Here is a 16160-nt window from a genome sequence, read left to right on the forward strand (position 1 = left end):
GTTTTTGTCGAAACGCTAGTGCTAACAATTCACGCTATTACACTAGCTGGCGATTGCATTCGCTAGGGCTTTGACCAAAGTAACGAGTAAACTCTCGACTAAACTGCGTTGGGCTGTCGTAGCCCACTTGTGCCGCTGCTTGTTTTACTTTTAGCCCTTGATCAACTAACAGTTCACGTGCACGGCTTAGGCGCAGTTTTTTAACATATTGAATGGGCGATGACGCCGTTATTTGCTTAAAGTTACGGTGGAATGTCGAAGCGCTCATATTCGCCATAGTGGCGAGTTGCTCAACATCTAAGCGGCCGTTGTAATGGGTGTGCAAGTGCTTAAGCACTTTTTCCATTTTAGATAAATGCGTGTTATGGCTAACCAAAGAAAATAGTGGCACTGCATTTGGGCCCTTCAATATATGGTAAAAAACTTCACGGATTAGGCCTTTGCCCAGTACCAAGGATTGCATATCGTCTTGCAAGCATTTGGCAAGTCTTACAATGGTGCAGCGCAGGTTGTCAGTACATTGGCTAACGAACAGTCCTTTATTTTTTTCGCTAGTATTGTCTACTCCTGTTGCTTGTGAGCAACCATGATCGGTAAAAATGCGCACTAATTCATTCAGAAGGTTCATATCAAAATCAATCATCAATGAAAGTAGGGGTTTGCCGGGCTCAACTATGGTGTCGCATTTAGCTGGTATGGGGACCGCGAGTGCAAGGTAATTGTCTGGATTGTATTCATAGACGTTTTCATTGAAATAAACGCGCTTTTGCCCCTGTGCTACCCAGATAACTCCTTGACTGTAGCATAAGGGTATCTTGCCAGACGATTGGCTGGCTTTAAACACATACACACCAGGCAGCGGTGTTTTGTTGACACCTTCATTTGGCGCAAGCGCGGTTAAACTTTCAATTAAATCCTGCATGATCAAATCCTAAAATTATGCTTGCTCGCAGTATATCCAATAGTACCTTGTGAATCTGCCAAAAATACTATCAGTGAGAGTTTTAGGCATGATTATGGTTGGAAATGCTATTTTAAATCTTTTTTGTGGTAATAAAATGTGCGTAATGAATTTGATACCAATTAAATTAATTCTCGGTGAATGCTTAAGTAATTATTTCAATTGGTATAAGGGCACACATTAGGATAGATAATGCAAAATTTTGATTACTACAACCCAACTCATATCGTATTTGGTCAAGATCGTTTAGCTGAGCTAGACCAACTTATTCCTGCACAAGCGAAAGTACTGGTGCTATTTGGTGGCGGCAGCGTTAAGCGCTTCGGTACATTAGAGAAAGTAACAGCAGCTTTGGGCAACCGCGAAGTTGTTGAATTTGGTGGTATTGAGCCAAACCCACAATTTGAAACGCTAATGAAAGCGGTTGATGTGGTAAAAACACAAGGTATTGATTTCTTGCTAGCTGTTGGTGGCGGTTCTGTAATGGACGGCACTAAGTTTGTTGCATTAGCATCAAAACAAGAGGCGGATCACGCTAACATTTTGTTCCACGGTTTTAACCCAGTACCAGCAACCGAAGCATTGCCATTAGGCTGTATTGCTACTTTGCCTGCAACTGGCTCTGAGATGAATAGCTTTTCTGTTGTTACGTACAATGATCAGAAATTCCCGTTAACGTCACCGCTAGTATTCCCTAAGTTCTCACTCTTAGACCCAGATTTCACTTTCACGCTACCAACAGAGCAAATTGCTAACGGTGTTGCTGATGCCTTTGTGCACGTCATCGAGCAATATTTAACGCAACCAGTGAATGCGAAAATTCAAGACCGCTTCTCTGAAGGTGTATTACAAACCTTAATTGAAGATGGCCCAGTAACATACCAAAGCCAAGTAAAAGGCGAGCAGGATGTTGAAGCCCGTAAAAACTTTATGTGGTCTGCAACTTCGGCGCTTAACGGATTAATTGGGGTTGGTGTACCGCAAGATTGGGCAACACACATGATTGGTCACGAAATGACTGCAATGTTCGGTATTGCGCATGGCCGCACCTTAGCGATCATCTTGCCAAGTCTACTGCGTGAGCGTAGGGCGCAAAAACACGACAAACTTGTGCAATTTGCTGAGCGTGTTTGGCATATTACCGATGGCAGTGACGAAGAGAAAATTAATCAAGCAATTGATAAAACAGAAGCTTTCTTCAATTCACTAGATATTGTTACTAACCTTTCTCACTACGATATTGATGAAGCAGGTATCGACACCTTAGTAGCAAATATGGAAAAGATGGGCTTAACTCACCTTTCTGAAACAGGTGATTTAACATTGGATATCGTGCGTAAGATTTTAATAGCTGCGCTTTAAACTCATTAAACTCATTAAACTCATTAAACTCATTAAACTCATTAAGCTCATTTGACGATAATTGAAATGAGTAAACCAAAAGGGAGCTAAGGCTCCCTTTTTTAGTCTAGAAAAATGAGCTAAGAGTATTCGTCAATTTAGTCTATGCATCATCTGTAATCGCGATACAGACCTGAATTTCATTAGCATTAGGGTAATATTCAAAATCAGTGCTATATGTACGCTGATATTGGTTGGTGTTATTTTCTCCACTCTTGTCATCTTGAAACGCTTCATCCTTAAAAAAGTGCCAAACTTCAGTCCATGCATCAATGGCAATTTGCGGCATTTCACCTTGCTTAGAAAATACTAAATAGCGCCCCGTTGGTATCGTAATCGCATGTAGTGCATCGTCTAGCTTCGCTTTGTCCTGCGAGTTTTTCGCGTCGTAGCCAGCGGTTACAGTAAAGTCACCATCTTGGTCAGAGGCATAATCGCTATAGACGCCATAGACCCTTTCGCCACCTTGGTAATCAACCGCAACTTGTGCATCAAATCTTTGCCAAAGACCGGGAATTTTACCGTTAGGACTCATTTCTGAGGCGTTGTTGGTGCGCGTGCTAATGCCATAAATAGTTTTACCTTCAATGATTCTTACTTCCATGAAATGCCCTTGTGAACGATGTATCGAGTGAGTATGGGCATAAGGTTAACAAATTGTCAGGCAAGATCACCAAGTGATTCCTAAACTTTAAATAGGACTGGTTGTGAAGTAGCTGAGAGGTTGTGTGATGTTAAGATCGATACAGCGTAAATTGGTTTTACTGATACTGCTGATTGCTGCAGCAACAGTTTTAGTTTATTGGCTGTTTACACCACCATCAAAATACTTTGCGCGGCAAGTCAAAGCTGTGCCAATTTACTCGACCAGTGAGCAAGAAGCGCAAGTCGATTCACTGCTGGATTTCAGTAGGCATATTCGCCATACCCCTCGACCAGTAGAAAGCTTTGATTTCCCCATTCGGGTGGGACAAGTTGGGCCGCTAAAAACCTTATATGCAGGTCCTTCACAATACCCATTCTATTGCATGACCCTTGATAGTGGCTTAGGTCAGCCACAAGTTGATAATCAAATGGGGTGGGGGGTACCAATTTATGATCACGAGGCAAATTTAGGTAAGCTTTCACACCTTGTTGGTTACAGCAAAGATTGCGCAATCAAAACTCAACTGCGCTTTGCGGTAGAACTCGCAAGTGGCGAAATTAAGGTTTTTGACAGTAGGCCACCGGATGCTCTTTTACAATCAGCTTTGCAACTTTTCCACATAGAAATAGGCACAATTAACCGTTTTCTGTATTTGCTTATTATGCCGGTTAAACACTACTCGAGTGGTCAAGTTAACCTGCAACATAGCTGGAACAATAAACTTGTTTATCAGTTTGAAGGGGGCTCGGGTATTGGTTTTCGCCAAGGCAAGCTGCGTATCAAACGCACGATTGAACGGCGAATAGAGCAGCTGCGCTTGGGCTATGCCGTAATCACGTCAACCGCGAATAAAACCAGCCATACCTATAACATGTTGCTGGCGGAAGATACCGCGCGGCGAGTAAAACAGCAGTTTGTTAGCCTTTATGGTGAGCCTGAATATACGGTTGGCATTGGTGGCTCGGGAGGCGGTTTAGCACAGTACCTGATCGGACAAAATAGCACTGGTATTTTAGATGCTGCAATTCCGCTTTATTCCTATCCAGACATGATTAGCCAAACCTTGTACGCACTCGATTGTGACTTACTGCATAACTATTATGCGTTTAGGTCACCTGAACCAGAGTTTTGGCAAAACTGGCCAAATCGCACTTTGGTTGAAGGTATGAATGCGAAAAATGGTGAAACCCATGTAAGTGCGGTATTAGAGCCAATTAATCAAGTATTGGTTGGCCGCTGGCCACGCATGCCCCAAGGCAACAGTGAATGTATTAATGGCTGGTTTGGTCTTTCCACTTTTATTCATAATCCAGCGCAAGGGTTTCTGAATGAATACTTTTCAGAAGCTGTGGTTAAGCAAGTACAGTGGAGTTATTGGCAAGATATGGTTGAGCTTTTTGGCCGTGATGAACTTGGGTTTGCCAATCAAACTTGGAGTAATCAGGGGGTGCAATACGGATTGGCTGCATTGGTTAAAGGGCAAATATCGGCGCAGCGTTTTATTGATCTCAATTGGCATGTCGGTAGTTGGAAGCCGCTAGCAGATATGTCACCAGAGCGAATACTAGGCGGCTGGCGAGGCAAAAAAGGGATTCTCTGGTTAAGCCTATGGAGTCGTAACAACATCACTGAAGCAACCGATAAAACGCCAGCTAAACGTGCCGACGGTAGCAGGCAAGCAGCACAATCCGCTTATCGCAGCGGGCAAATATTCATTGGCAAAATTAACCTACCTATTATTGATGTTCGCCACTACTTGGAAGATGAGTTAGATATGCATCATATGTCAGCCAGTTTTGCCGCGCGTCAACGTATGCTAGCGGGACAAGGTCATGCTAAGAATCAGGTTATTTGGGTGGCAGATAAAAACCATCAACCGGTTACTCGTGCCTTTGCTGCCATAGATCGTTGGCTTCGGGAAATGCGGGCTAATCCGGCGTTATCTGCTTGGCAAAATAAACCTGCCGATATTACCGACATTTGCTTTGATAAGCATGGGGAGGCAATTGCGAGTGGTAATCGAGTTTGGGATGGCCAGTGGAATAATCAAGCGTTAGGTGCTTGCGCGAAATATTTTAAAAGCTTTAGTAATAGCCGAATAGCAGCCGGTGGCTCTTGGGCTGGCAGTGTTTTCAGTTGCAAGCTAATACCTGTTTCAGAAGCCATTGATGACGGAATGTATGGTGATATTAATATGCAGCCTTACTTGTCAAAATTACAGGCGATTTTTCCAGACGGTGTATGCGATTATCGTTATCCAGATCAAGCAAGACCAATTGATTTGTAGCTATGCTAATGCTTGTTAATGGCAAATCCATTCGGTGCCAACTTTTCGGTGGCAACTTTTTGTAACGACTAGCGTAATTTATTGATAACAAAACCATACGTAAAACCATAGCTTTGTTTTGTAAATGCAGACAGTTGCGTCAAACTATGGTGAGTTCAACTGTGACTAATAAGGAAACCAACGTGGCAAATGCAGTGTTAAGCAATTGGGATGACATTTTGTTGCTCAATGACCAGCTCAGTGAAGACGAGCGCATGATTCGAGATATGGCGCATAATTTTTGCCAAGAGCAATTAATGCCTGGCGTTTTGATGGCAAATCGCAATGAAACATTTGATGCCAATATTATGCGGCAGTTTGGTGAAGTTGGCTTGTTGGGGGCAACCATTAAAGGCTATGGCTGCTCTGGTGTGAATTATGTTAGCTATGGCCTAGTCGCGCGTGAGGTCGAGCGAGTTGATTCTGGTTACCGCAGTGCCATGAGCGTTCAGTCGTCATTGGTTATGCACCCCATTTATACCTTTGGCAGTGAAACACAAAAAGAGAAATATTTGCCTAAGCTGGCAAGCGGTGAATACATCGGCTGCTTTGGCTTGACTGAGCCAGGCTCGGGCTCTGATCCGGCGAGTATGATCACCCGTGCGAAAAAGGTTGCGGGTGGCTACGAACTGACCGGCTCAAAAATGTGGATCACCAACTCGCCAATTGCTGATTTATTTGTGGTTTGGGCGAAAAATGAGGCAGAGGGTGACGCCATTTGCGGCTTTATTCTAGAAAAAGGCATGGCAGGCCTGTCGGCGCCGAAAATTGAAGGTAAGCTTTCGTTACGGGCATCAATTACTGGCGAAATTGTCATGGATAAGGTGTTCGTGCCAGAGGAAAATATGTTCCCTGAAGTTCGCGGTTTGAAAGGGCCGTTTAGCTGTTTAAATATGGCGCGTTATGGTATTTCTTGGGGCGCGCTAGGTGCTGCGGAATTCTGTTGGCATGCCGCGCTTCAATACGGTTTAGATCGCCAGCAGTTTGGTAAGCCGCTGGCACAGACTCAGCTATTTCAAACTAAGCTGGCGAACATGCAAACTGAAATTTCGCTAGGCTTGCAAGGCTCTCTGCGCGTAGGCCAAATTATTGATGGTGGTGATTGGGATCCAACCATGATTTCACTAGTCAAGCGCAATAACTGCGGCAAGTCACTTGATATCGCCCGTATGGCGCGTGATATGCACGGCGGTAATGGTATTGCCGATGAATTCCATGTGATTCGCCATATGATCAATCTTGAAACAGTGAATACCTACGAAGGTACCTTCGATGTTCACGGTTTGATTTTAGGTCGTGCGCAAACGGGTTTACAGGCATTTTTCTAAGCTGTATTGATGTGGTGAAAATTGGTCGGTAAACCAGTGGTATAAGGCAGTAGAGATAAGGCAGAGATTAAAAAGAGGTAAGGAATAGCAATGGTTGAAGTGTCGAATATCAATATAGGTAGTTGTTTGTGCGGCGCTATTCAGTTTGAAGTAGAGCGCTTCGAACCTTTAGTGGGTCATTGCCATTGCAAAATGTGCCAGAAGTTTCATGGCGCGGCATTTTCTACATTTGGCGAGGTTAAGCGAGAGTATTTGCGCTGGCTCTCTGGTGATGAGTTACTGAGTCATTATCGTGCCTCGAATGATAGTGTGCGTAGCTTCTGCCAGCGTTGTGGTGCGAGTTTGCTGTTTGAATCACGCTTTAATCGCGAGCAAGGCACAGTAGAAATTGCCTTGTCAGCCTTCGATACCTTGTTTGGCGTAAATCCTGACGCACATATCTACTGCGAGAGTAAGGCCGCTTGGCTAACGCTTGAAGACGATTTGCCTAAATACCTCGGCTATCGTGACGGTAAGTGCTAAAAGAACCCAAAGTTAATTAACCGGAAGGTCATTAGCACGCTGGCGAAAAAAACCAATAAGAATAACCACATAATTGCTTTTTGAACGCCAGAGAGTAACCACAGTCTAATTTTGGTAAATATATTGGCACCTTTCGGTGCTTTGCCAATCACACTGCTAAAACTATAAATAAACAAGGTGAGCAATAGGCTCCACATCAACAACAACGCACTGGCAAATAACCAAACCTGAGACTGGTTGCGAGCATCAGATAAGGTAACTGCGGCAAATAGAGCGATAGCGATAAACGCAAGGATAATCGCAGATGTACGAAAGGGATATAAGCGCTTGGCAATGCGATGTAAGCGTTCCATCAATACTCAATTCTTGTCCGTGAAAAATAACTTTATTGATACTAACGCTTAATTACGCTGAAAGTCACGGACAGAATATTAATACCCCTATTAGCCTATAATTTTTGTTAGCTGCCTTTATGAATAGCTTTTGTCAGCAGCTTAGGCTACTAACTCAAAAACTAACTGCTTAGGGTAACTCTTCACCACGTGCGCTAACGTATAGTTGGTACCAATCTTCCCGTGATAGCTTGACTTTGCTTGCCTCAGCGCAGCGCTTAATACGCTCCGGATTGGCTGTGCCAATTATTGGTTGGATATTCGCCGGATGACGCATTATCCAAGCCAGAGCAATGGCGTCGGCATTTGTGTTGTATTGCTCTGCAAGGTTGGCAACAAGCTTAGCTGTTTGCTTGATATATTCAGCTTGGTTGCTAACATCACGGCCTGAGAAAAGACCTTGTGCTAGGCTTCCCCATGATTGAATTTGCACGCCATTGAGCTGACTGTACTCCATTGTACCTGCACAAAAGTTACCGTGTTCACCCGCCGGGTTACCAGCCAATACGCCATGATCTAACCACCCTAGTTGCTGAAGGCTGATTTCAATTTGGTTGGCAATTATGGGTCTGTCGAGCGCCGATTGTAGGTAGGCAATTTGGTGATGATTCATATTAGAAACACCAAAATGCTTCACTTTGCCGCTTGTTTGAAGTGATGTTAAACATTCCGCTAGTTCTGCTAATTCCATTAGTGGATCTGGTCGGTGTAGTTGTAAAACATCAAGGTATTCAATACCTAAGCGTGACAAAATGCCATCAACAGACTGTGTTACCCACTTCTTCGAAAAATCGTAGCGCTTAGGGCCGCTATCATCGTCAAAGCGAATTGCACATTTAGATTGAACGATCATTTGATCGCGCAAGCTTGGTTGCTTGGCTAATACTTGCCCAAACACTTGCTCTGCTTTGCCAAAGGTGTAGATATCTGCGTGGTCAAAATAGTTAATACCAGTTGCCAGTGCGGTTTCAATGAATTGCTGGGCTTGGTGGTAATGTGTTTTGTTAATAGGCTGCTGATCCCAGCCTCCGCCCAGTCCCATACAGCCACAAATAATTTGACTAGCAGTTGGCAAGTGTTGATGAATAGCCAGTGCGTTCATGTCTTTATTCTCTTTATCAATCTCGACTTTAGTCATTGTAGATGCTCAGTGGCTTATCAAGATAGTAAAACAATAAAAACTCATTGTATGATATATAAAACAATAAGTGTGCCGACAAACTAACATGAAAGAGCATAAGAAAATTGAGCGATTATTATTATTTGGTGAAGTCGCTAGCCAGTTGAGTTTTACCAAGGCTGCGCAGCAATTGGCGATATCTAAAGGTTATTTATCGGCGCAAGTTAAGCAACTTGAGCACGAGCTAGCAACCCCATTATTGGTTAGAACGACAAGAAACGTGCGCTTGACAGACGCTGGCATCGCTGTTGCCAAACAAGTGACTGCGATGCGGCAAAGCATGTTGGCGATCGCTCGGTTCACTCGCGCAGAACAAGATGAGATCGCCGGCTTACTTAGCATTACTGCGCCTCAGCAATTTACAATGGGAAAGCTAGCGACCTGGTGTGCTGAATTTCAACAGCGCTACCCCAAGATAACATTTTCTTTGGATTGTAGTTACACTAAGTTTGATTTAATGGCGAATGATTTTGACATTGCGCTAAGGGCCACTAAAATGCCCCCCGAGAACTTAGTCGCTAAAAAATTATTAAGTTATTCATATATATGCTGTGTCTCGCCAAGTTATGTTGCCAAACACGGCAAGCCGTTAACGCCAGCAGATTTAACACAGCATTTATGCTTGCTCGGCGCTAAAGATGAAAGCTGGCAATTTGGCCAAGATACGATAAAGCCGAGCAAAACTTTTGTTATCAACGACAAAGCAATCATACGTGAGCAAGCCATTAGCGGGCTGGGCATAGCTTATCTGCCAAGCTATTTAGTTGCGCAGGCACTTGCTCAAGGGCAGTTAATCGCGTTGTTTAGCGATAACGATAGCGCTAACGAGGTCGAGCAAGTGTCGGCAAGTCCTGGTTTAGACATTTACTTATTGCGACCACAGCTTATTCGCCCGCCGAAAAAAGTACTCGCCTTTAGTGAATTTTTAGTCGATAAATGCAGCTTAGAAACTGCTTAATGCTGTATCGGGCAGTCAGCAAATTGCTAAATCATTTTATTTCAAGAAGTTAAATAAGCTTCAGTTAATCAGCGAAGCGACAAGTTGCAGTTTTAGCATTCGGCGTTAGTTATTGAGTCAGGGTTTGCTACACTCAAAGCATGCGCTTTCACATTGTTTTCAAGCGCTCTAGGCGCTTGCGTTAATCATCATTATGGGTAGCGTCATATCGAGTTACACAGCAGTATCAGCTACCCACTTTTTATACGTGTTAGGTTACTTATGGAATACGAATTCAGACATGACCCTATTTCAGGGCAAGCGAAAGCATTGTTTTCACTTGAACAACAAATGATTGGCCCTTGGCTGGAAACGGAAGTCGGTGGTAACGCCGAAATGTTATCGGCGTTGTTAATTGCCATTGAAAAAATTGAACGTAAACACCAGCATGAAATTACCGTAACGGGCAGCGAATATTCAGTTACGTTAACTGATCAAGATGCCTTTATTCAGCCCAACACTAATTTAAATGGCACCGAAGATTTACCCGAAGAGTTAGCGGTGCAAGAGCTTCATATCGACAGCGAAACTGTTAGTGCCTGTGGCTTGGACGATTTTCGTCAAATTTTGTTGTCATGGGCAAAATTTACAAAAAATTAACTTGTTGTAAGGGCTTTGGCTAGCTTGTAACATACTGAAAGTTAATATTTTAATAAATTATGGTGTCGCTCAATGTCTAACTCTGCTGTTAATCAATCTACGCCTAAACGCCAAAAGCGTATGGTGCCCTTACGCTATGTGTTAACGCCTATTGCGATAATATTTGCTGCCATCATCGTCTTGATTCTTGTCGGTATGATGGCGCCAAAGCCGCCGAAAAAGCCGGTTGAAACTCGTGCGCCACTAGTTGATGTACTAGCGCTTAGCCCTACCGATGTTCAATTTACCATTGCGAGTCACGGCTCTGTGATGCCACGTACTGAAACTGTGTTGATTTCAGAAGTGTCGGGTATGGTCAGCAAAGTATCGGATAAATTTGTCGTTGGTGGCTTTTTTAGAAAAGGTGAACAGCTACTTAAAATAGATGACGACACCTACCAAGTGGAAGTGCTGCAAGCGCAATCGCGCTTAGAATCGGCAGAAGCTGAGCTGGTTTCAGAACAAGCACGCTCTGATCAAGCAAAAGACGAATGGCTACTAACCGGTAAAACACTTGAACAAGCGCCAATCCTTGCGCTGCGTATTCCCCAGCTACAAAAAGCTAAAGCCGATTTAATTGCCGCCCAAGCCGATTTACGAGAAGCGCAGCGAAAACTGGCGCGTACTAGCATTGTTGCCCCATACGACGCGATGTTAAAAGCTAAGCGTGTTGACGTTGGCCAGTACATTACCATTGGTGCTGCACTAGCCGATACGTTTGCCATTGATTATGCCGAAGTGCGTTTGCCAGTCAAACTGCGCGATGTGCCATTTCTTGATTTACCTAAAATTAATCAAGTACACAGTGAAGGCTCTGCCGTGGAACTTTTCTCAGAGGTTGATAACTCTCGCCAAACGTGGGCGTCATTTCTAACTCGTTATGAAGGGGTTGTCGACACTTCATCTCGTGTTCATTACGTTGTTGCGCAAGTTGTTGACCCTTATGGCGTGCTTGACCTTAACCAAACAAACGAAATTCGTATCGGCACCTTTGTTAACGCCAAAATCACTGGTAAGTCTGTTGATGGGGTTATCGCAATCCCACGAGGCGCGGTGCATAGCGCGAATACTATTTACCTGATTGACGAAGCCAACAAGCTACATATTAAACAAGTACCAGTGCTGCGCTCTGACTTTGATTACGTTTATTCTCAGCAAGCGCTAGCAGCGAATAATCGCCTAGTGCTGACTAACTTAGAAACCCCTGTTGAAGGAATGACGCTACGTGTGAATGGCGAGTGGCAGCCGGAGCAAAATACGAAAACTGAAGAGCAAGTTGCTGGCGATAGCAATGTTGAAGAAAGTGCTCAAGAAGAAGCGGAAGGAAGTACTGAGGGAACAGGTGTATGACACAAGTAAAAGAAGAATTTACAGGGATCATTGCTTGGTTTACCCGTAACAGTGTCGCTGCCAACTTGTTGATGGTGTTCATTCTGATTGCTGGGTTTATCTCGTTTCAGGGCTTAAACAAAAAAATGTTTCCTGAATTTAACCCCAATAGTATTCAAATTGTAGTGCCGCACTTAGGAGCAGCACCTGAAGAAGTTGAACAGTCAGTTATTCTCAAAGTCGAAGAAGCGGTTGAGAATATTGAAGGCATCAAACGCATGGTCTCGACTGCTAGCGAAGGGGTTGGTCGTGTTGTTATTGAGCTGCAATCTGGGTACTCAATGGCTGAAAAGTTAGACGAAGTACAGCAGCAAGTTGATGCTATTACCACTTTTCCTGAGCAGGCAGAAAAGCCAATAGTGACGCGACAAGAGTTTAAAGGGCAAGTTATTTGGCTCTCGGTAAGCGGCAATATGGACAGGCGTGCCCGCCAAAACATGGCGCAAGATGTTCGTGATGAATTAATGGCATTGCCTAGCATCAATAGTGCAGAAGTGGTTGGTAGTCGTGATTATGAAATCAGTATTGAAGTATCTGAAGAAAAGCTTCAGCAATATGATCTGACGTTTGATGAAGTAAGCGCTGCGGTTAGACGTTCATCTATCGATTTACCGGGCGGTACCATTAAAACGGTCGGCGGTGATATTTCTTTGCGTGTTGAAGGGCAAGCCTATACCGGCCAGGAATACGGTGACTTGGTACTGCGCACCGCTGCAGATGGCACCCGTTTAGTACTTGCAGACGTTGCTAATATTGTTGATGGCTTTGTTGAAAGAGAAGACTTCGCACGATTTAATGGCGAGAACACGTCGAGCATTATGGTGCAGTCTACCGGTGATCAGAACGATTTAGAAATCGCTGAACAAGTACATTCCTATGTTGCGAAAAAGAACGAGCAACTGCCGCAAGGGGCTAAGCTTACTGCTTGGGGAGACTCCTCTTTTTATCTGAAAGATCGCCTAGACATGATGATCTCCAATATGATGTTAGGTGCGTTATTAGTGTTCTTGGTGTTAACACTATTTTTAAGATTGCGCGTTGCTTTCTGGGTAATGCTGGGTATTCCCATCAGCTTTTTTGGTGCCTTTATTTTAATGCCAATTATGGGCGAGTGGTCGGTCTCAATTAACCTGCTTAGTTTATTCGCCTTTATTATGGTGCTCGGGATTGTGGTTGATGACGCGATAGTGATTGGCGAAAGTGCCTACACAGAAATTCAGCGTTCGGGCCATTCCACTGACAACGTGATTAAAGGCACGCTTCGCGTTGCCATGCCTGCCACCTTTGGAGTTTTAACAACAATTGCTGCGTTTGCGCCACTGTTATTTATTGATGCCACATTTGCTGCGTTTTTCCGTGCCATTGCGCTTGTCGTCACTTTTTGCCTGATATTCTCGCTAATTGAATCAAAATGGATATTGCCAGCGCATTTAGCACACATGAAATATGTGCCGTTAAAAGAGAATCCCAATGCGTTCGAGCGTTTTCAAATGCGCTTTAAAGCAGGCCTAGACAACTTTATTCACAATACCTACAAGCCTCTACTCGAAAAAGCGTTAGTGGCTCGCTACAACACAATTGCGACCTTTATTGCGGCGCTACTGTTAGCACTTGGGTTAATTATTGGTGCTTTTGTCAAAGTTGAAGTCTTTCCGAATGTACCGAGTGACTTTATTCAAGGTAATTTAACCTTGGTCGATGGCAGCGCTGTGAGTGAGCGCAACAAAGCGATAGAGCGTATCAAGCAAGCGGCGTTTGATGTTGCCGAAGAGAATAAAATTGATGGCGTTTCGTTTATTAAGCATTCCATGGTTTTTACTAACGGAAATACCAGTGCGAGCTTTTTATTGGAGCTAGTCAAGCCTGAACAACGTGAGCTAAACGCTTATGATATTGAAAAACTGTGGCGTGAAAGAATTGGCGAAATCCCTGGCGCAAAAGAAATTCGCTTTTTTGCCGGTACTAACGTTGGCGGTGGTGCTGCGCTGGAGTTTCAGTTAACGGGTCGCAACGATATTGAATTAGAGGCGGCAGCAGAGCGAATTATGGATAAGCTTGGCGCTTATGATGGCGTTTATGATATTCGCAACTCGTTTAGTCGTGGCTCGCAAGAAATTAAACTAAGCATTAAACCTGAAGCGGAAGTGCTAGGTTTAACGCTGTCAGACTTAGCGAAACAAGTGCGTCAGGCATTCTATGGTGAAGAAGCACAGCGTATTCAACGTGGCCGCGACGAACTTAAAGTGATGGTGCGCTATCCAAAAGAAGATCGATTATCGGTAACGGATCTAGAGGATATGTGGATTCGTACCAGCAGTGGTGAGCAGGTACCATTTTATCAAGTGGCTGATATTAGCTTAGGGCAAGGGTTTTCAACCATTACGCGCGTGAATCAAAAACGCTCGATTACGGTGTCTGCGGATATCGACAGTGAGAAAATTGAATCGCGCAAAGTGCTTTCTGAAATGAATGAAGAAATCATTCCAGATATTTTGGCGGATTACCCATCGGTTAGCTATGGTGTTGAAGGAGCAAGTAAAGAGCAGGCAGACTTCTTGCGCCAACTTGGCATTGCCGGCTTAGGTGCGCTGTTCTTAATTTATGGTTTAATAGCCATTCCGACCAAGTCTTATGTGCAACCCTTGGTGATTATGTCGGTGATCCCGTTTGGTATTATTGGTGCTATTGTCGGGCACTTTTTATTGGGTAAAACCATTAATATGATGTCGATCTATGGGTTTATCGCACTGACGGGTGTTGTGGTTAACGACAGCTTGATATTAGTTGACTTTATTAATCGTGCTAAAGGTACTGGCCAACGCATGATCGATGTTGTTATTAACGCCGGTACTGAGCGCTTTAGGGCAATATTGTTGACCTCGCTAACCACTTTCTTTGGTATATTCCCGCTTTACTTTGAAGGTAGCTTGCAGGCGCAGTTTATTATCCCAATGGCTATTTCACTGGGTTTTGGCATTATGTTCGCGACAGTTATTACCTTGTTCCTAATTCCCGCCTTGTATTTAATTAAGGAAGATATTCAAGGACTATTTACAAAAAAGAATACCAACTTGGGTGATGCTAACCAAGCCCCATTGTCGTAAGGCTTTTGGGGCACCCATAAAATAAAAAAGAGATAGTTATGATGAATAAGCTTTTAAAACAATCGCTGTTCCTTGGTGCGATGACGATATCGGCAGTTTGTGGTGCCTTTGAAACCCCACAAATTGCTGACAATAGTGATCAAAAGCATTACCAAACCAAGATGTACGCTCAAGGCGTTGAGATTCCTTGGGGAATGACACAATTGCCAAGTGGCGACTTACTAGTGACTGATCGCAAAGGCGAATTACGAGTGATACGTGATGGCAAATTACTTGCCGACAAAGTGGGTGGGCTACCTGAGATTGTTGCCCAAGGGCAAGGCGGTTTGCTCGATATTGCTTTGCACCCAGATTACGAAAAGAATGGCTGGCTCTACATTACTTTTGCGAGCCCTCAAGGGGAAGGTGAAGGTACAAACACAGCCTTGATGCGTGCTAAATATGACGCCAAAAACATTACCATTACGCATCAAAATATGCTTTACAAAGGTAGTGATAATACGACTAAGCGCCACCACTTTGGTAGTCGAATTGCCTTTGATGATAAAGGCTATGTTTACTTCTCGATAGGTGATCGCGGTGAACGTGATCGCAAGCCGCAAGATTTATCACTTGATGGCGGTAAAGTGTATCGTCTTCATGATGATGGCCGCATTCCAACAGATAACCCATTTGTCGGGCAAGCAAATGCAAAAACTGCGACTTATTCATATGGTCATCGCAATCCGCAAGGTATGGCAAAGCACCCCAAAACAGGTGAAATTTGGTTACACGAACACGGACCCAAAGGTGGTGATGAAATTAACTTAGTGGCGGCAGGTAAAAACTATGGCTGGCCAGTGATTAGCTATGGGGTTAATTACAGTGGCAGTAAGTTTACAGAACTCACTGAAAAGCGTGGCATGGAGCAGCCTTTGCACCATTGGACGCCTTCCATAGCACCGTCAGGTATGGTGTTTGTCACCAGTGATAAATACCCACATTGGCAAGGTAAAATATTAGTGGGCTCGCTGAAGTTTCATTACTTAGTGCTGGTAGATGTGACGGAAAATAGTGTTAAAGGTCAATCAAAAATATTTGAAGGTATTGGCCGAGTGCGCAGTCTTATGCAAGGTAACGATGGCTATTTGTACGTGGGTACTGATGGCGGCGGTATAAAACGTATTGAGCCTAAAAATTAATGGGTAATTAACCCAGCTGAAGATACTTAATGGTTGTGTTTTATAATGCTAGCTCGCTACCAATACGCGAGCTAGCACATGCTTTATGTTGTTA

At 43.9% G+C, this 16160-nt stretch carries 13 protein-coding genes; 9 read left to right on the plus strand and 4 right to left on the minus strand.

Annotated features, from left to right (window positions below):
- Window positions 1-37: 37 nt before the first annotated feature.
- Complete coding sequence (locus tag DXX94_RS14710; protein ID WP_116017036.1) at window positions 38-922, minus strand: AraC family transcriptional regulator; 885 nt, start codon at window positions 920-922, stop codon at window positions 38-40.
- Window positions 923-1153: 231 nt separating this feature from the next.
- On the opposite strand from DXX94_RS14710, the gene DXX94_RS14715 reads away from it, so the two are divergent.
- Complete coding sequence (locus tag DXX94_RS14715; protein ID WP_116017038.1) at window positions 1154-2323, plus strand: iron-containing alcohol dehydrogenase; 1170 nt, start codon at window positions 1154-1156, stop codon at window positions 2321-2323.
- A gap of 142 nt (window positions 2324-2465) precedes the next feature.
- Here the strand turns inward: DXX94_RS14715 and DXX94_RS14720 are convergent, their stop codons facing one another.
- Entirely contained in the window at window positions 2466-2966 is a 501-nt protein-coding gene (locus DXX94_RS14720; protein ID WP_116017040.1) for a GyrI-like domain-containing protein, read from the minus strand.
- Window positions 2967-3093: 127 nt separating this feature from the next.
- On the opposite strand from DXX94_RS14720, the gene DXX94_RS14725 reads away from it, so the two are divergent.
- The 3 genes from DXX94_RS14725 (at window position 3094) to DXX94_RS14735 (ending at window position 7184) form a co-directional block, all read left to right on the plus strand.
- Window positions 3094-5295, plus strand: coding sequence for a DUF6351 family protein (locus tag DXX94_RS14725; protein WP_116017042.1), 2202 nt, complete (start codon window positions 3094-3096; stop codon window positions 5293-5295).
- Window positions 5296-5441: 146 nt separating this feature from the next.
- Window positions 5442-6662 carry an acyl-CoA dehydrogenase gene (locus tag DXX94_RS14730; protein ID WP_181901569.1) on the plus strand — a complete coding sequence of 407 codons (1221 nt, stop codon included), beginning with the start codon at window positions 5442-5444 and terminating at the stop codon, window positions 6660-6662.
- 90 nt (window positions 6663-6752) lie between these two features.
- Window positions 6753-7184, plus strand: coding sequence for a GFA family protein (locus DXX94_RS14735; RefSeq protein WP_116017046.1), 432 nt, complete (start codon window positions 6753-6755; stop codon window positions 7182-7184).
- Here DXX94_RS14735 and DXX94_RS14740 read toward each other — a convergent pair.
- Window positions 7181-7537 (minus strand): hypothetical protein, encoded by a 357-nt coding sequence (locus tag DXX94_RS14740; protein ID WP_116017048.1) that lies wholly within the window; start codon window positions 7535-7537, stop codon window positions 7181-7183. The genes DXX94_RS14735 and DXX94_RS14740 overlap by 4 nt on opposite strands.
- A 169-nt stretch (window positions 7538-7706) precedes the next feature.
- Window positions 7707-8714: an aldo/keto reductase gene (locus tag DXX94_RS14745; RefSeq protein ID WP_258872183.1), complete on the minus strand. Its 1008-nt coding sequence runs from the start codon at window positions 8712-8714 to the stop codon at window positions 7707-7709.
- 88 nt (window positions 8715-8802) lie between these two features.
- Between DXX94_RS14745 and DXX94_RS14750 the strand changes: the two genes are divergently transcribed.
- The 5 genes from DXX94_RS14750 to DXX94_RS14770 all read left to right on the plus strand — a co-directional run bounded on the left by DXX94_RS14750 (window position 8803) and on the right by DXX94_RS14770 (window position 16066).
- Window positions 8803-9714, plus strand: a complete 912-nt coding sequence (locus DXX94_RS14750; protein WP_116017050.1) for a LysR family transcriptional regulator — start codon at window positions 8803-8805, stop codon at window positions 9712-9714.
- A 261-nt stretch (window positions 9715-9975) separates the two neighbouring features.
- Window positions 9976-10353 (plus strand): YacL family protein, encoded by a 378-nt coding sequence (locus DXX94_RS14755; RefSeq protein ID WP_116001347.1) that lies wholly within the window; start codon window positions 9976-9978, stop codon window positions 10351-10353.
- 72 nt (window positions 10354-10425) lie between these two features.
- Window positions 10426-11742 carry an efflux RND transporter periplasmic adaptor subunit gene (locus tag DXX94_RS14760; RefSeq protein WP_116017052.1) on the plus strand — a complete coding sequence of 439 codons (1317 nt, stop codon included), beginning with the start codon at window positions 10426-10428 and terminating at the stop codon, window positions 11740-11742.
- Window positions 11739-14885, plus strand: coding sequence for an efflux RND transporter permease subunit (locus tag DXX94_RS14765; protein WP_116017054.1), 3147 nt, complete (start codon window positions 11739-11741; stop codon window positions 14883-14885). The genes DXX94_RS14760 and DXX94_RS14765 overlap by 4 nt, the downstream gene beginning before the upstream one ends.
- 38 nt (window positions 14886-14923) lie before the next feature.
- Window positions 14924-16066 carry a PQQ-dependent sugar dehydrogenase gene (locus tag DXX94_RS14770; protein WP_220348114.1) on the plus strand — a complete coding sequence of 381 codons (1143 nt, stop codon included), beginning with the start codon at window positions 14924-14926 and terminating at the stop codon, window positions 16064-16066.
- The last annotated feature ends 94 nt before the right edge of the window (window positions 16067-16160 follow it).

This window comes from Thalassotalea euphylliae (assembly GCF_003390375.1).
In the GTDB taxonomy this organism is placed as follows: domain Bacteria; phylum Pseudomonadota; class Gammaproteobacteria; order Enterobacterales; family Alteromonadaceae; genus Thalassotalea_F; species Thalassotalea_F euphylliae_A.